At 57.5% G+C, this 17,440-nt stretch carries 13 protein-coding genes; 8 read left to right on the plus strand and 5 right to left on the minus strand.

The window, feature by feature from the left end; genetic code table 11:
• Nucleotides 1–13: 13 nt before the first annotated feature.
• From GVO84_RS16195 to ygjK, 3 genes are read left to right on the plus strand one after another with little or no spacing between them, the layout of a single operon-like run.
• Nucleotides 14–1,450: an amino acid permease gene (locus GVO84_RS16195; protein WP_159514654.1), complete on the plus strand. Its 1,437-nt coding sequence runs from the start codon at nt 14–16 to the stop codon at nt 1,448–1,450.
• A 38-nt stretch (nt 1,451–1,488) separates the two neighbouring features.
• On the plus strand, nt 1,489–2,547 hold the full coding sequence (ygjJ, locus tag GVO84_RS16200; RefSeq protein ID WP_159514655.1) for a protein YgjJ: 1,059 nt from the start codon (nt 1,489–1,491) through the stop codon (nt 2,545–2,547).
• 14 nt (nt 2,548–2,561) lie between these two features.
• Nucleotides 2,562–4,907, plus strand: a complete 2,346-nt coding sequence (ygjK, locus tag GVO84_RS16205) for an alpha-glucosidase (protein WP_159514656.1) — start codon at nt 2,562–2,564, stop codon at nt 4,905–4,907.
• A gap of 559 nt (nt 4,908–5,466) precedes the next feature.
• Here ygjK and GVO84_RS16210 read toward each other — a convergent pair.
• The 3 genes from GVO84_RS16210 to aegA all read right to left on the minus strand — a co-directional run bounded on the left by GVO84_RS16210 (nt 5,467) and on the right by aegA (nt 9,248).
• Nucleotides 5,467–6,510: a DUF1176 domain-containing protein gene (locus tag GVO84_RS16210; RefSeq protein WP_121425192.1), complete on the minus strand. Its 1,044-nt coding sequence runs from the start codon at nt 6,508–6,510 to the stop codon at nt 5,467–5,469.
• Between the two features lie 101 nt (nt 6,511–6,611).
• Nucleotides 6,612–7,205 (minus strand): GDP-mannose pyrophosphatase NudK, encoded by a 594-nt coding sequence (nudK, locus tag GVO84_RS16215; protein ID WP_121425190.1) that lies wholly within the window; start codon nt 7,203–7,205, stop codon nt 6,612–6,614.
• Nucleotides 7,206–7,271: 66 nt separating this feature from the next.
• Nucleotides 7,272–9,248 carry a formate-dependent uric acid utilization protein AegA gene (gene aegA / locus GVO84_RS16220; protein ID WP_159514657.1) on the minus strand — a complete coding sequence of 659 codons (1,977 nt, stop codon included), beginning with the start codon at nt 9,246–9,248 and terminating at the stop codon, nt 7,272–7,274.
• A gap of 152 nt (nt 9,249–9,400) precedes the next feature.
• Between aegA and narQ the strand changes: the two genes are divergently transcribed.
• Entirely contained in the window at nt 9,401–11,095 is a 1,695-nt protein-coding gene (gene narQ, locus GVO84_RS16225) for a nitrate/nitrite two-component system sensor histidine kinase NarQ (protein WP_159514658.1), read from the plus strand.
• A gap of 142 nt (nt 11,096–11,237) precedes the next feature.
• The gene (gene acrD / locus GVO84_RS16230; RefSeq protein ID WP_159514659.1) at nt 11,238–14,351 is read left to right on the plus strand and encodes a multidrug efflux RND transporter permease AcrD; all 3,114 of its coding nucleotides are present in this window, start codon (nt 11,238–11,240) and stop codon (nt 14,349–14,351) included.
• Nucleotides 14,352–14,460: 109 nt separating this feature from the next.
• Here acrD and ypfM read toward each other — a convergent pair whose 3' ends face one another.
• Nucleotides 14,461–14,520: a protein YpfM gene (ypfM, locus tag GVO84_RS16235; protein WP_015572204.1), complete on the minus strand. Its 60-nt coding sequence runs from the start codon at nt 14,518–14,520 to the stop codon at nt 14,461–14,463.
• A 387-nt stretch (nt 14,521–14,907) separates the two neighbouring features.
• Between ypfM and GVO84_RS16240 the strand changes: the two genes are divergently transcribed.
• Genes GVO84_RS16240 through GVO84_RS16250 form a run of 3 tightly spaced genes read left to right on the plus strand, consistent with a single transcriptional unit; the run spans nt 14,908 to nt 16,618 of the window.
• Nucleotides 14,908–15,258, plus strand: a complete 351-nt coding sequence (locus tag GVO84_RS16240; RefSeq protein WP_023332980.1) for an ArsC family reductase — start codon at nt 14,908–14,910, stop codon at nt 15,256–15,258.
• A gap of 10 nt (nt 15,259–15,268) precedes the next feature.
• Nucleotides 15,269–16,396 carry a succinyl-diaminopimelate desuccinylase gene (gene dapE / locus GVO84_RS16245; RefSeq protein WP_121425186.1) on the plus strand — a complete coding sequence of 376 codons (1,128 nt, stop codon included), beginning with the start codon at nt 15,269–15,271 and terminating at the stop codon, nt 16,394–16,396.
• Between the two features lie 24 nt (nt 16,397–16,420).
• Nucleotides 16,421–16,618, plus strand: coding sequence for a hypothetical protein (locus tag GVO84_RS16250; RefSeq protein WP_023308751.1), 198 nt, complete (start codon nt 16,421–16,423; stop codon nt 16,616–16,618).
• Between the two features lie 101 nt (nt 16,619–16,719).
• On the opposite strand, the gene ypfH is transcribed toward GVO84_RS16250, so the two are convergent.
• Entirely contained in the window at nt 16,720–17,415 is a 696-nt protein-coding gene (gene ypfH, locus GVO84_RS16255; protein ID WP_159514660.1) for an esterase, read from the minus strand.
• Between the last annotated feature and the right edge of the window lie 25 nt (nt 17,416–17,440).

Raw genomic sequence — 17,440 nt, forward strand, 5'->3', positions numbered from 1 at the left:
CCGGAGATATGTTATGTCTGAAACTACCAAGCGTAATACCATCGGCAAATTCGGCCTGCTGTCGCTGACGTTTGCCGCCGTATTCAGTTTTAACAACGTTATCAACAACAATATCGAGCTGGGCCTCGCCTCGGCGCCGATGTTCTTTTTAGCCACCCTGTTCTACTTCATTCCTTTCTGCTTAATCATCGCGGAGTTTGTCTCCCTGAATAAAAACTCCGAAGCCGGGGTGTACGCCTGGGTGAAAAGCTCGCTGGGCGGGCGCTGGGCGTTTATTACCGCCTACACCTACTGGTTCGTAAACCTGTTCTTCTTTACCTCGTTATTACCCCGCGTCATCGCCTACGCCTCTTACGCGTTTTTGGGCTATGAGTACATTCTTACGCCATTTGCCACCACGGTACTGAGCATGGTGCTGTTCGCTTTCTCAACCTGGGTGTCCACCAACGGGGCGAAAATGCTGGGGCCGATCACGTCTGTGACCTCAACGCTGATGCTGCTGCTGACCCTCTCCTATATTCTGCTGGCCGGTGCGGCGCTGATGGGCGGCGTGCAGCCAGCCGACCCGATTACCGTTGACGCGATGATCCCGAACTTTAACTGGGCGTTTCTTGGCATCACCACCTGGATATTTATGGCCGCCGGGGGCGCCGAGTCCGTTGCGGTATACGTTAACGACGTGAAGGGCGGGTCAAAATCCTTCGTCAGGGTGATCATTCTGGCGGGGATTTTCATCGGCGTGCTCTATTCCATCTCCTCGGTGCTGATTAACGTCTTCATCAGCAGCAAGGAACTGAAATTCACCGGTGGTTCGGTACAGGTGTTCCACGGCCTGGCGGTATGGTTTGGCCTGCCGGAAGTGCTGATGAACCGCTTTGTCGGCCTGGTCTCCTTTACCGCGATGTTCGGTTCCCTGCTGATGTGGACGGCGACCCCGGTCAAAATCTTCTTCTCTGAAATCCCGAGCGGCATCTTTGGAGCAAAAACCGTGGCGCTGAACGAGAACGGCGTCCCGGCGCGCGCGGCGTGGATCCAGTATTTGATCGTCATCCCGTTAATGATTATCCCAACCATGGGATCGAACACCGCGCAGGAGCTGATGAATACCGTCATCAACATGACCGCGGCCGCGTCAATGTTACCGCCGCTGTTCATCATGCTGGCTTACCTGAATCTGCGCCGTAAGCTCGACTATCTCCCGCGTGATTTCAAAATGGGCTCACGCACTACGGGGATGGTGGTGGTGTCGATGCTGATTGTGATTTTTGCCATCGGCTTTGTGGCCTCAACCTTCCCCACCGGTGCCAATATTCTAACGATTATTTTCTATAACGTCGGTGGCATTGTGTTATTCCTCGGATTTGCCTGGTGGAAATACAGCAAATACGTCAGGGGATTATCAAAAGAACAACAACAAATAGAAGCGTCACCTGCCTCAAATATTAATTAACACTTAAGGCATGGATATTTTCTCATTGGGATGAGTGCATGAAAATTAAAGAGAAAACGATTGGGGCACTCGCTGCCCTCTCCTTCTGCTGCCCGTCATTTGCCGCAGAAGAGGCACGGCCAGCAGAGCACGACGATACCAAAACGCCGGAAATGACCTCTCCATCATTTCGTTTTTATGGCGAGCTGGGGATTGGCGGATATATGGATTTAGAGGGCCAGAATAAGCATAAATACAGTGACGGCACCTATATTGAGGGCGGTCTGGAAATGAAGCACGGGCACTGGTTCGGCCTGATTTACGGTGAGGGCTGGACCGTACAGGCTGACCATCAGGGGAACGCCTGGGTGCCCGACCACAGCTGGGGCGGGTTCGAAGGTGGGCTTAACCGCTTTTACGGCGGCTACAAAACTGACGGCAACACCGAAATCATGCTCAGCCTGCGTCAGGACTCCTCCCTCGATGACCTGCAGTGGTGGGGGGATTTCACGCCCGATCTGGGATATGTGATCCCCAACACCCGCGACATTATGTACGCGCTCAAGGTACAGAACCGCTCCGGTAACCTGCGCTACAGCGTCACCGCCACGCCTGCGGGGCACCATAACGAGAGCAAAGCCTGGCTGCATTTTGGCAAATACGATCGCTATGACGATAAGTATACCTATCCGGCGATGGCCAACGGCTATATCCAGTATGACATCGTCAAAGACGTCACCTGGATGAACGGCCTGGAGGTCACCGACGGGACCGGTCAACTCTTCCTGACCGGCATTCTGTCGCCCAACCTGGCGGCGCGCGCCTGGCATCACACCGGACGCGCCAGCGGCAGGGACGTCTCCGGCACAGAGACCGGGTATATGGTCAGCGCCATGATTGAAGCGTTAAAAGGCGTCTATCTCTCCACCGCTTACAGCTATGCAAAGCATCGCCCGGACAATGCCGCCGATGAAACGACCTCGTTTATGCAGTTCGGTATCTGGTACGAGTACGGCGGTGGGCGCTTTGCTACCGCGGCCGACAGCCGCTTCTACATGAAAAATGCCTCCGGCGACCCGAGCGACCAGGTCTTCCTGATGCAATATTTCTACTGGTAAAAGGATCTTCCATCATGAAACTCAGCCTTACACCGCTGGCCTGCGCGCTGGCGCTCAGCTTTTCGGCTCACGCCACCACCCCAGCTGATTTTAAAAACGTCATCAACCGCGCCGGTGCACCGCAATACATGCACGATTTCGACGCTGACGACCACCAGCGTTTCAATCCCTTTTTCGATTTGGGTGCCTGGCATGGGCATTTGCTGCCGGACGGGCCGCAGACCCAGGGAGGATTTCCCGGCGTAGCGCTGCTCACCGAAGAGTACATTAACTTTATGGCGACCAATTTCGATCGCCTGAGCGTGTATCAGAACGGCAAAAAAGTCGATTTTACCCTTGAGGCTTACAGCCTGCCCGGCGCGCTGGTGCAGAAGCTGAGCGCGAAAGATGTGCAGATCGTGATGACGCTGCGCTTTGCCACCTCGCGCACCTCGCTGCTGGAAACCCGCATCATCAGCAAGGCACCGCTCGACCTGGTGTGGGACGGCGAACTGCTGGAAAAGCTGGAGGCTAAAGAGGGCAAACCGCTGTCGGATAAGACCATCGACGGCGCATATCCGGATTACCAGCGCAGGCTGGTCCCCGCGCGCGACGGCCTGAAGGTGACCTTTGGCAAAGTGCGCTCCACCTGGGATCTGCTGACCTCCGGCAGCTCCGAATATCAGGTGCATAAATCCCTCCCCGTTGACACCACCGTTGACGGGCACCGCTTTACCAGCCGGGCGCACATTACCGGCAGCACCACGCTGTATACCACCTACTCCCATCTGCTGAATGCCGATGAGGTAAAGCGCGAGCAGGTGCAGATCCGCGATATTCTGGCGCGCCCGGCCGCTTATATGACGGCCTCGCAGCAGCGCTGGGAAGGCTATTTGCAGAAAGGGTTAACCAACCCTGATGCAACCCCAGAGCAAACCCGCGTGGCGGTGAAGGCCATCGAAACGCTGAACGGCAACTGGCGCTCGCCGGGCGGCGCGGTGCGCTATAACACGGTGACGCCATCCGTCACCGGACGTTGGTTCTCCGGCAACCAGACCTGGCCGTGGGATACCTGGAAACAGGCGTTTGCCATGTCGCATTTCAACCCGGAAATCGCCAAAGAGAACATTCGTGCGGTCTTTTCCTGGCAAATCAAACCCGACGATCCGGTACGCCCGCAGGATGCCGGCTTTGTGCCGGACCTCATCGCCTGGAACCTGAGCCCGGAACGCGGCGGCGACGGCGGCAACTGGAACGAGCGTAATACCAAACCGAGCCTGGCGGCGTGGTCGGTGATGGAGGTGTACAACACCACGCAGGATAAGGCCTGGCTGGCGGAAATGTATCCTAAGCTGGTGGCCTATCACGACTGGTGGCTGCGCAACCGCGACCACAACGGCAACGGCGTACCGGAGTACGGCGCGACGCGCGACAAGGCCCATAATACCGCCAGCGGCGACATGCTCTTCACGGTGAAAAGAGGCGATAAAGAAGCATCCCTCTCCGGACTGAAGAATTATGCCAGAGTCATCGACAAGGGCCATTACGACAGTCTGGAGATCCCGGCGCAGGTTGCGGCCTCGTGGGAATCAGGGCGCGATGACGCCGCCGTCTTCGGTTTTATCGATCAATCCCAGTTGGATAAATACATCGCAAACGGCGGTAAACGCAGCGACTGGACGGTGAAGTTTGCCGAAAACCGCGACAAAGAGGGCAGGCTGCTGGGCTACTCGCTGCTGCAGGAGTCCGTCGACCAGGCGAGCTATATGTACAGCGACAATCACTATCTGGCACAGATGGCGAGCCTGCTGGGTAAAGAGCAGGAGGCCAGCCGCTACCGTCAGCTGGCAGATAGGCTCGCGAGCTACATCAATACCTGCATGTTCGACGCAAAGAGCGGCTTTTATTATGACATCCGTATCGAGGATAAACCGCTGGCGAACGGCTGTGCGGGCAAGCCTATCGTCGAGCGAGGTAAAGGACCGGAAGGCTGGTCGCCGCTGTTTAACGGTGCGGCCACGCAGGAGCATGCTGATGCCGTGGTGAAGGTGATGCTGGATCCGAAAGAGTTCAACACGTACGTGCCGCTCGGGACTGCCGCGCTAACCAACCCGGCATTTGGTCCGGATATCTACTGGCGCGGCCGGGTCTGGGTCGACCAGTTCTGGTTTGGCCTGAAAGGGATGGAACGCTACGGCTACCGGGAACAGGCACAAACGCTGGCAGAAAGCTTCTTTAAGCACGCAAAGGGATTAACGTCCGACGGTCCGATTCAGGAAAACTACAATCCGCTGACCGGGGCACAGCAAGGCGCGCCTAATTTCTCGTGGAGCGCGGCACATCTTTACATGCTGTACAACGACTTCTTCCGTAAACAGTAACGAGGAGCTGTCTGCTTTGCCGGGTGGCGCTATCGCTTACCCGGCCTACGGTTCGAGCTTTTGCAGACCGCAGGATTCGTAGGCCGGGTAAGGCCAAGCCGCCACCCGACACATTGTCACAGACCGCAGGATTGGCAGGCCGGGAAAGGCAAAGCCGCCACCCGGCACATTGTCACAGGCCGCAGGATTGGCAGGCCGGGAAAGGCGAAGCCGCCACCCGACACATTGTCACAGACCGCAGGATTCGTAGGCCGGGTAAGGCGAAGCCGCCACCCGGCATATTGTCACAGGCCGCAGGATTCGTAGGCCGGGTAAGGCGAAGCCGCCACCCGGCACATTGTCACAGACCGCAGGATTCGTAGGCCGGGTAAGGCGAAGCCGCCACCCGGCACATTGTCACAGGCCGCAGGATTGGCAGGCCGGGAAAGGCCAAGCCCCCCCGGCACATTGTCACAGGCCGCAAGATTCGTAGGCCGGGAAAGGCCAAGCCCCCCCCGGCACATTGTCACAGACCGCAAGATTCGTAGGCCGGGTAAGGCGAAGCCGCCACCCGGCAAAACTACCGCGTGATCCACAGCGTGGGCCAGGCATCTGGCCCGTTCCAGCTGTCGCAGCTGGGCTCCTCGGCGTAGCGCACCAGGCGGAAACGCTGGCCGTCGAAACGCCAGCGCGTCTGGATCCCGCAATCACCCATACCGCGCCCCAGCGCGAGCGTGGTCAGCTCGCGCGTCTTCTCATCGAAGCTGGCGTTCATCAACTCCATTTCACTCCCGTTGCTTGACGGCGTAAACGGCAGACGCAGCCTGACGCTGCGGGCGGTAAACGGTTTTTTACGTGATACCAGCCACGCCAGATCTACCGTGTTATAGGCCCCCGCCTCGCAGCTGACGATCAGCAGCGCTTTGTCATCGGTTAACGCGGTGACGCGCACTTCCCGGCGGTTAGGATCCAGAGAGCACTGGCTGCTGTTCATCCGTCCGGTACCATAGTCCAGCAGGTCGTTCAGTTCGGCGTGGGAGAGTGGCGTCGGAGTCGGGTTGACGACCGCCACCTTTTTTAAGGCGGGTGCAGGCGGAACGCTTAACGGCGGATCGTCACCTTTCTTGATCCACGCGGTTTCGCTGCCGACGCGCTTTTGCTGCGCATCAATGAACAGCAGCGCGGCTTTCAGACCGCTCAGTGAAATAACCTGCTTACCGCCGCGAAGGGTCAGCGCCTTCCCTTCCTGGATGTTTTTCAGAAAGGCGGTGATGGTGGCCGCATCGTCCGTTTTCAGATGCCAGGGCGTGAGCTGCCAGCGCTGTTTGTCCAGCTTCAGGGGAACGTTATCCAGCAGCAGCCGGGGGGCAATCTCTGGCTCTTTGACCGAGGGCGTATCAAGACCGCCGAGATCGATACGCAGCGTGGCATCCGTTTTCGCCCCGGCGCTTCGGGTGAGCGTCATGACCAGACCACGGTGTTCACCCGTGTTGCGCGCAAGGCAAAAGTTCTGGTTATTGCAGGTCACCTGCCAGTCAGAGAAGGCTTGCTGGGCAGGTGCAGCCCGCACCTGCGGCGCGAGGAGCACACAAAACAGGTAAAATAGAAAGACGCTGTAGCGCATGAATGACACAATCCCGGAACGAAAACGCGTAACTGGGCAGTATCTTCGTGTTCCCGCCGGGGTTGCTCAATCGGATTTATCAGATATACCCGAAAAACACCCTACATTCGTTCGAAAGCAGAGTTCATTAACCCGGTCGTCTGTAAATACTGCAGTAATATCACTGCTTTACCATCCCTGATTTCCCCTGAACGCATCATCTCCAGCGCCCGGGAAAAAGGAAGCTCCAGCACTTCGATATCTTCATCCTCAACGCCACCGCCCCGGTGAGTGCGCTGCGCGTCGCTGTACTCCGCAATGAAGAAATGGACGAGCTCCGTCACGCCGCCTGGTGACATAAACAGCTCAAAGACCTTTTTGACCTCGCCCACTTCGAAGCCGGTTTCTTCTACGGCCTCTTTGCGGATACAGACTTCCGGTTCATCATCATCGAGCAGGCCCGCGCAGGTTTCAATCAGACGTCCGTCGGGGTTGCCATTGACCCATGTCGCCACCCTGAACTGACGGATCAGCACCACGCTCTGCTTTTCACGGTTATAGAGCAAAATGGTTGCTCCGTTGCCGCGGTCGTAGACCTCGCGTTTGTGGCGGATCACTTCACCGTTGTTACGCGTAAGGTCATAGGTGATGTTACGCAGGACAAAGTAGTTTTCAGAGAGAATTTTGTCTTTGATAACGTCAATTTTCAGGGTCATACAGGCTCCACAACACAATGAGTCGTCCTATACTACGCCGTGAATCCCGCTTTGTCGCCCGCCGGTTTAATGATGTTCTGGCGCGTTAACCCCAAGCCAGTCGAGTATCCCTTGCGCCGCATGACGCCCTTCCGCCATGGCGGTCACCACCAGATCCGCACCGCGTACCGCATCGCCCCCGGCGAAGATCTGTGGGTTGGTCGTCTGGTAACGGTAACGGCTATCGACGGAGGCAACGATCCGCCCCCAGTCATCCGTTTCGACGCCCTGCGCCTGCAGCCACGGCATCGCGTGCGGGTTAAAACCAAACGCCATGATGACCGCATCCGCGGCCATCACGAACTCGCTGCCCGCTACCGGAACGGGCCGACGCCGTCCCTGCGCATCCGGCTCTCCGAGCTCGGTACGCAGCATCCGAATACCGTTGACCTTACCGTTCGGATCCAGCGTCAGCTCAACCGGCTGGACGTTAAATTCAAACGCCGCGCCCTCTTCTCTGGCGTTCTTCACCTCTTTCTTCGAGCCCGGCATGTTGGCCTCATCCCGACGATAGGCGCAGGTCACCTTCGCCGCGCCGTGGCGTAACGCGGTGCGGACGCAGTCCATCGCGGTATCGCCCCCGCCAAGCACCACCACGTTTAAACCCTGGGTGTCGATGAACGGCTCGCTGGCCGTCGCCTCCAGCCCCATAACATGGCGCGTGTTGCCCACCAGGAAAGGCAGCGCGTCATAGACCCCCGGCGCGTCTTCATGCGGGATACCTGCCTTCATCGAGCGGTAGGTTCCCACGCCAATAAACAGGGCGTCGTAATCGTGCTTTAACTGCGACATCGACACGTCCTGGCCCACCTCGCAGTTCAGCTCGAAGCGGATCCCCATCGCGGTAAATATCTCTCTGCGCCGCGCGAGCAGCGATTTGTCCAGCTTGAATGCCGGGATGCCAAAGGTCAGCAATCCACCAATTTCCGGATGCCGGTCATAGACCGTCACGCTCACGCCGCTGCGCGCCAGCACGTCGGCGCATGCCAGCCCGGCGGGCCCCGCGCCGACGATCGCGACGCGTTTACCCGACGGCGTGACGGCGGACATATCCGGCCGCCAGCCCATCGCCAGCGCCCGATCGGAGATATAGCGCTCGATGTTGCCGATGGTCACGGATCCCGCCTCTTCACGAATTGTGCAGGCACCTTCGCATAATCGCTCCTGCGGGCAGACGCGGCCGGTAATTTCAGGTAAACAGTTGGTCTGATGAGAAAGCTCGACCGCGCCGGTGATATCCCCCGCGTTGAGGCGCTCAATCCACTGCGGGATGTGGTTATGCAGCGGGCAGGTCCATTCGCAAATGCTGTGCTCGCCGCATTTCAGGCAGCGCGACGCCTCGCGGGCGGCCTGCCCGTCCCGGAACGGCAGGTAAATTTCGTTAAAATGGCCCACGCGCTCTGCGGCAGCGAGTTTGTCGGGCTCGCCGCGTGGCGCCGTCGCCTGCATCTGCTGCAGTTTGGTGCGCGGAGCATCTTCTCCGACGACCTCCGCATGCCAGGGCTGTGCCTCCAGGCAGGCCGTGCGCTGTCGGCGCGATTTCGCCAGAGTATCAAGGACAGCAGGCGTTGCCAGGGAGAGGACATCTGCCGGGCAATTTTCAATACAGGCCGGGCCGCGTGACCGCGTCAGACAGAGATCGCATTTGTTCGCCGTGGCCTTCACGCTGCTGTTGTCGAGCGGGGTGACGATAATCTCCATCGTGCCAAACGGGCAGGCCACCACGCAGGCCTTACAGCCGATGCATTTTTGTTGATTCACCTGTACGCTGTCATCGCATTTACTGATGGCGCCGTTCGGGCAGCTTTGCGCGCAGGGTGCATTTTCACAGTGATGGCAGGTGACGGGACGTCGCTTGTCGCCGGATCTCAGGACCGTAATACGGGGATGAAAATGGCGCTCGCTCAGGACGTGCTGCTCATCGTTGTGCGCCATCACGCAGGCCACTTCGCAGGCGCGACACCCGATGCACTGCTGGCCGTTAGCCATAATAAAACGATTCATAACCACACCTGTTTTTGGTTCAATAACCTTTCTCTTTATAAGAGTATGGTATTTACGCATCACGGCGCGATCGGGCAATGTTCAAATGCCCGGAACGCCGAATTATTTACAGTGAACCTGTGGCAGATCAATTTTATTCAGAGAGCCGTTTTGTGACCGTTAAACGACCCGTTTCCGGAAGCCTTGCCTGGGCTTTCTTTTCGATCATTGTCTTATCCGTGCTGACCAGCACCGTCGCGCTGCTGACGCTTGCCAGCAGCCAGCGTGACGCCGAAGCTATCAATATCGCGGGTTCGCTGCGCATGCAGAGCTATCGTCTGGGCTATGAGATGCAGCGCAACAGCCCTTCCCTTGCGGCGCATCGCAACAGCTGGCAACAGACGCTGAGCGCGCCTGCACTGCAGAAGCTGAACCGCTGGTACGTCCCGGACAATGTTAAAGCGCGCTACCAGCAGCTGCACGTGGCCTGGCTGGAGATGGATACGCACATCGCCCGCGGCGACAGCGCGTGGTATCAAACCCACATTGAGGATTTTGTTGGCCGCATTGATGCCTTTGTGCTCGCCCTTCAGCACTACACCGAACATAAAATTCAGACGGTGACCCTGCTCTCGCTGGCGGGCGCTCTCGGGATCCTGCTCCTGACGCTGTTTACCCTGCGACGCATCCGTCGCCAGGTGGTGCTGCCGCTGAACAATCTGGTGGCGGCCAGTGAACGGGTTGAGCGAGGGGAATTTGCGACCCCGGCGCCGGATACAGCCCTGCCGAACGAGCTGGGGCAACTCTCCCGCGCCTTCAACCACATGTCCGCCGAGCTCGCTACGCTTTACCGTTCGCTTGAGGCCTCGGTTGCGGAAAAGACGCGGCATTTGCATGAAGCCCACCAGCAGCTCGACATGCTGTTCAAGTGCTCTCAGGCGCTGAATACCGGCCAGATAGACAGCCACTGCTTCCGGCATATCCTGCAGATTGTCCATGACTATACGCAGATGAATTATCTGGAACTGCGCACCAGCGACGACTGGCGGCTGTGTGAAGGGACGGAATCTGAGGGCACTCCTCTGCAAAACCTGCCGGTACTGATGCAGGACACCCTTTACGGCGAGCTGCGCTGGCAAAGCGAGACGGACAGCGTCCCCCTTCCGCTGATGAGAAGCGTGGCGACCATGCTCGGGCGCGGGCTGTACTTTAACCAGGCACAAAAGCATTACCAACAGCTGCTGCTGATGGAAGAGCGCGCCACCATCGCCCGCGAGCTGCACGATTCGCTGGCGCAGGTGTTGTCGTATCTGCGCATTCAGCTTGCCCTGCTCAAACGCGCCGTGCCGGAGGACAATACTCCGGCGCAGACCATCATCTCCGACTTCTCCCGCGAGCTGAACAATGCCTGGCAGCAGCTTCGAGAGCTGCTCACCACCTTCCGCCTGACGCTGAACCACGCGAATTTACCCGCGGCGCTGCAGGAGTCGCTTGACGTCCTGCAGAGCCAGACGCAGGCGAAGCTGCATCTTGACTGCCGCCTTTCCTCGCTGGCGCTGGACGCGCAAAAGCAGGTGCATCTACTGCAGATCGTGCGTGAGGCCGTGCTGAACGCCATTAAGCACGCGCAGGCCAGCGAGATCACCGTAAGCTGCGTGACCGCGGTGGACGGTACGCACAGCGTCAGCATTCGTGACAACGGCATCGGGATCGGCGAAGCCAGCGAGCCGCCGGGACATTACGGCCTGAACATTATGCGCGAACGCGCGCAACGGCTCGGCGGAATGCTGCACTTCTCGCAGCCGCAAAACGGCGGCACGCTGGTCAGCGTGACGTTCCCGGTGCCCGCGCCGTTAACGGGTAAATAACGGTAAAGAGGGAAGCGCAGGGAAAAGCGCATGATAATTTACATTATCTCCTTTATTTCTCCACGTTTGACCTGGCCCTTACCGCTAAAGTTATGCGGGCAATAAACAATAATGACGTGCAGCAAAACGAGGTCACACTTTCATGGCGAATTTTTTCATCGATCGCCCCATTTTTGCCTGGGTGCTTGCCATCCTGTTGTGTCTGACAGGTGTCCTGGCGATTACTTCACTTCCTGTTGAGCAATACCCCGATCTGGCACCGCCTAACGTGCGCGTCACCGCAAACTATCCCGGCGCTTCCGCACAAACGCTGGAAAACACCGTGACGCAGGTTATCGAGCAGAACATGACGGGTCTGGATAACCTGATGTACATGTCCTCGCAAAGTAGCGCCACGGGCCAGGCGACGGTGACCCTGAGCTTTAAGGCGGGTACCGACCCGGACGAAGCGGTGCAGCAGGTACAAAACCAGCTGCAGTCGGCCATGCGCAAGCTGCCCCAGGCGGTGCAGAATCAGGGTGTGACCGTGCGTAAAACCGGTGATACCAACATTTTGACCATCGCGTTTGTCTCGACAGATGGCTCGATGGATAAGCAGGACATTGCAGACTACGTGGCGAGTAATATTCAGGATCCACTCAGCCGTATTAACGGCGTGGGGGATATCGACGCCTACGGTTCACAGTATTCCATGCGCATCTGGCTGGACCCTAACAAGCTGAACAGCGTGCAGATGACGGCCAAAGACGTCACCGACGCTATCGAATCGCAGAACGCCCAGATTGCCGTGGGCCAGCTCGGCGGTACGCCGTCCGTTGATAATCAGGCCCTGAACGCCACCATCAACTCACAGTCCCTGCTCCAGACGCCCGAGCAGTTCAGAAATATTACCCTGAGGGTAAATCAGGACGGGTCGGAAGTGCGCCTGGGCGACGTCGCCACGGTGGAAATGGGCGCGGAGAAATACGACTACCTGAGCCGCTTCAACGGTAATCAGGCCTCCGGCCTGGGGATTAAGCTTGCCTCCGGCGCGAACGAAATGGCCACGGCGAAACTGGTGCTGGACCGTCTGGACGAGCTTTCACAGTATTTCCCGCACGGGCTGGAGTACAAAGTCGCCTATGAAACCACCTCCTTCGTTAAAGCGTCGATTGAGGACGTGGTGAAGACCCTGCTGGAAGCCATCGCGCTGGTGTTCCTGGTGATGTACCTGTTCCTGCAAAACTTCCGCGCGACGCTGATCCCCACCATTGCCGTTCCGGTGGTGCTGCTGGGGACGTTTGCGGTGCTTTACGCGTTCGGGTACAGCATCAACACCCTGACGATGTTCGCGATGGTGCTGGCCATCGGCCTGCTGGTGGATGATGCCATCGTGGTGGTGGAAAACGTCGAGCGCATCATGAGCGAAGAAGGACTATCGCCGCGCGAGGCCACGCGAAAATCGATGGGGCAAATTCAGGGCGCGCTGGTCGGCATCGCGATGGTGCTCTCGGCGGTGTTTATTCCGATGGCCTTCTTTGGCGGCACCACCGGCGCGATTTACCGTCAGTTTTCGATTACCATCGTCTCTGCGATGGTGCTTTCGGTGCTGGTGGCGCTGATCCTGACGCCGGCGCTGTGCGCCACTCTTCTTAAACCTTTACACAAGGGCGAGCATCACGGTCAGAAAGGCTTTTTTGGCTGGTTCAACCGCATGTTCAACCGCAACGCCGCGCGCTACGAGGCGGGCGTGGGCAAGATCCTGCACCGCAGCGTGCGCTGGATGGTGGTCTACGTTCTGCTGCTGGGCGGCATGGTGTTCCTGTTCCTGCGTCTGCCGACCTCCTTCCTGCCGCTGGAGGATCGCGGCATGTTTATCACCTCCGTTCAGCTGCCGAGCGGCTCAACGCAGCAGCAGACGCTAAAGGTGGTGCAAAAGGTTGAGGACTATTTCCATACCAAAGAGAAAGATAACGTTGTATCGGTCTTCTCCACCGTCGGCTCTGGCCCGGGCGGTAACGGGCAGAACGTGGCGCGAATGTTCGTGCGCCTGAAGGACTGGGACCAGCGCGACAGCGAGACAGGCTCCTCGTTTGCCATTATTGAGCGCGCGACTAAAGCCTTCAGCCACATTAAAGAGGCGCGGGTGTTTGCCAGCAGCCCTCCGGCCATCAGCGGCCTCGGCAGTTCGGCAGGGTTTGATATGGAGCTGCAGGATCACGCGGGCGCGGGCCACGACGCGCTCATGGCCGCCCGCGACAAGCTGCTCGATCTGGCAGGTAAAGATCCCCAGCTGACCCGCGTTCGCCACAACGGCCTGGACGACAGCCCGCAGCTGCAGGTGGATATCGATCAGCGTAAGGCGCAGGCGCTTGGCGTCTCCATCGATGATATTAACGACACGCTGCAAACCGCGTGGGGCTCCAGCTACGTGAACGACTTTATGGATCGCGGCCGCGTGAAGAAAGTGTACGTTCAGTCCGCCGCCAAATACCGCATGCTACCGGACGATATCAACCGCTGGTACGTACGTAACAACGCGGGCGGCATGGTGCCGTTCTCCGCCTTTGCCACCTCGCGCTGGGAAAGCGGATCGCCGCGCCTGGAACGCTATAACGGCTATTCCGCGCTGGAAATTGTGGGTGAAGCCGCGCCGGGGGTCAGTACCGGTACGGCAATGGATATCATGGAAAAACTGGTGCAGGAGCTACCGACCGGTTTTGGCCTGGAGTGGACGGCGATGTCTTACCAGGAACGCCTCTCCGGCGCGCAGGCGCCTGCCCTGTACGCGCTGTCGTTGCTGGTGGTGTTCCTGTGTCTCGCCGCGCTGTATGAAAGCTGGTCGGTGCCGTTCTCGGTGATGCTGGTGGTTCCGCTGGGCGTCATCGGCGCGCTGCTGGCGACCTGGATGCGCGGCCTGGAGAACGACGTGTACTTCCAGGTCGGGCTACTTACCGTTATCGGCCTGTCGGCGAAAAACGCCATTCTGATCGTTGAGTTTGCCAACGAGATGAATGCCAAAGGCCACGAGCTGATGGCCGCCACGCTGCACGCCTGCCGTCAGCGCTTACGTCCCATCCTGATGACGTCGCTGGCGTTTGTCTTTGGCGTACTGCCGATGGCAACCAGCACGGGTGCAGGCTCCAGCAGCCAGCATGCCGTCGGAACGGGGGTGATGGGCGGCATGATTTCGGCCACCGTTCTGGCCATTTACTTCGTACCGTTGTTCTTTGTGCTGGTGCGTCGTCGCTTCCCGTTAAAGGAACGTGCTGAGTAAGTGGTTGAAATAAAAAAAGGCGGCTTTATCGGCCGCCTTTTTATTGTGTGATTAATTCACACTATGGTTATTTTACTTATTTTAGTGCTCTTGCAATTCTTACTGAATGTCATTTACGAAGCATGCCTTCGATAAAATCTTTCCAGTTCCCCAGTTCACGTTCAATCATAACAACCTCTCTTATTATTATGCGCATTCTACAAAAACGGACCATCATTGTGAAGACTATTTAACCAATTGCTGTGATTGTACCCCACGTCCTGCGGGGATTTATGATAAATATGAACGGAGAGGACTCAATTTTTTGTGACGGCTAGCAATATTTTGAAATAACCCTACGGACGGGTGAGTTTTATTTTACCCGCTGAGTTTATTCAAAATTTAAACCGTATGGACATCTATGCTTAAATGATGAAAGAATATTCAGCGTACAGATGTGAGTTGAATTAAAAAGAAGTGTAAATCCAGACGATTCCTGAATGTGTTATATTCCACTTAAGGATATATCTTCGAATTTACTGAACATTTAATCATCATTAGGTCAAAAGGATTCACCATGGTTGTGATGTACGGCATTAAAAATTGCGACACCATCAAAAAAGCCCGCCGCTGGCTGGAAGCAAACGGCGTGGAGTACCGCTTCCACGATTACCGTGCAGACGGGCTTGATGCAGAATTTCTGCATAGCGCGATCGGCGAACTGGGGTGGGAAGCCCTGCTGAATACCCGCGGCACCACCTGGCGTAAACTCGACGAATCTCTGCGCGCCAGCATCAACAACGCCGACAGCGCGGCAAAACTGATGCTCGAGATGCCGGCAATTATCAAACGCCCATTGCTCTGCGCGCCAGGGCAGCCTATGCTGCTGGGTTTCAGTGAAACCCTTTATTCCGACTTTTTTCGTTGAGGTGTAGTTTATGTCATGCCCGGTCATTGAGCTGACTCAGCAGCTTATTCGCCGTCCTTCCCTTAGCCCGGACGACGCAGGTTGTCAGGCACTTATGATTGAGCGCCTGCGTGCCATCGGTTTCACCGTTGAACGCATGGATTTTGGCGATACCCAGAACTTCTGGGCGTGGCGCGGCCAGGGTGAAACGCTGGCCTTTGCCGGGCATACTGACGTCGTTCCCGCCGGTGACGCGGATCGCTGGATTAACCCGCCGTTTGAACCGACCATCCGCGATGGCATGCTGTTTGGTCGCGGCGCGGCAGACATGAAAGGCTCCCTGGCGGCGATGGTCGTGGCGGCAGAGCGCTTTGTGGCTCAGCATCCAAACCACAAAAACCGTCTGGCGTTTTTAATCACCTCCGACGAAGAAGCCAGTGCCCATAACGGTACCGTGAAGGTCGTTGAAGCGCTGATGGCGCGTAACGAGCGTCTCGACTACTGTCTGGTCGGTGAGCCGTCCAGTACCGAAGTGGTGGGTGATGTCGTCAAAAACGGGCGCCGTGGCTCGCTGACCTGTAACCTGACCATTCACGGCGTTCAGGGGCACGTTGCTTACCCGCATCTGGCCGATAACCCGGTTCATCGCGCTGCGCCAATGCTGAGCGAACTGGTGGGCATCGAGTGGGATAAAGGCAACGAATTCTTCCCGCCAACCAGCATGCAGATTGCGAACGTCAAGGCCGGGACCGGCAGCAACAACGTGATCCCAGGCGACTACTTCGTCCAGTTTAACTTCCGCTTCAGCACCGAACTGACCGATGAGATGATCAAGGCGCGCATTGTCGCCCTGCTGGAAAAATATCAGCTGCGTTACACCGTAGAGTGGTGGCTTTCCGGCCAGCCGTTCCTGACGCAGCGCGGTAAACTGGTGGATGCGGTGGTGAACGCCATCGAGCACTATAATGAAATTAAGCCACAGCTGCTGACAACGGGTGGCACCTCAGACGGACGCTTTATCGCCCGAATGGGCGCCCAGGTTGTCGAACTGGGTCCAGTGAACGCAACCATTCATAAAATCAATGAGTGTGTCAATGCGGCAGATTTGCAACTGCTGGCCCGTATGTATCAACGTATTATGGAGCAACTCGTCGCCTGACGAACGCTCAGAGAGGAATAGCGAATGGATTGGCTTTCAAAGTACTGGTGGATTCTGGTGTTAGTTTTTCTGGTTGGCGTATTGCTTAACGTGATTAAAGATCTTAAGCGCGTTGACCATAAAAAATTTCTCGCCAACAAACCGGATCTTCCCCCGCACCGTGATTTTAACGACAAGTGGGACGATGACGACGACTGGCCGAATAAGGACCAGAAGAAGTAATCGTTACGTCCCCTCACCCTAACCCTCTCCCCATAGGGGAGAGGGAACAAAACCCCCCTCGCCCCTTTGGGGAGAGGGGCTGGGGGTGAGGGGGAAAAACCTCACATAAACTCTACAATATCATCGTTATTCGGCTTACCGCCGCTGAGCGCTTCATCAAAGTAGTGCTTCGGTACGGTATAGCGCAAACGATCGAGCGCGAACTGCATGCTACGGTCGTCAATCGCGTGGCCCAGCTCGTCAACGATATCCAGCGTCACATCCCCACCTTCGCGAATCAGCGCTTCCTGGGCGGCAACCGCATGCGAGAGCTCAATCACCCGGTCTTCACCACCGTGGATCAGGTGGATGGTGGTCTGCGTGGTCGCGCTGGTCGGTAGCGTCGCAAAACGGCCGTTAAACGCGATGACGCGTGAAACCAGACCCGGCTGCGCTTTTACGCTTTCCAGCGACATGATTGACCCCTGCGAGAAGCCAATCAGCGCGGTCGCGTCGGCACCCACGCCGCTCTGCTGCTGCCAGTAGCGGACGATATCGATAAAGGTCGGCATGATGGCGTCGATGCGAGCCTGACGATTCTCTTCCGTCACGCCCTGAACAGAGAACCACTGGCGCCCATTCGGACCACATGGCTCTACGCCACCGATGCTGACAATCAGCGCTTCGGGGAAAACGGGCGCAAACCAGCTGCCAATCTGCCCCATATTGACGGCATTATCGCCAACGCCATGAAACAGAAGCAGTAACTGTTTAGCCGGTTTGTCAGGGCTTTGAACAACAAAATGGTCGTGTTTCATGGTGGTCTCCTTAATAGATGACCTG

This window comes from Enterobacter sp. SM3 (assembly GCF_009811935.2).
Taxonomy (GTDB): domain Bacteria; phylum Pseudomonadota; class Gammaproteobacteria; order Enterobacterales; family Enterobacteriaceae; genus Enterobacter; species Enterobacter asburiae_D.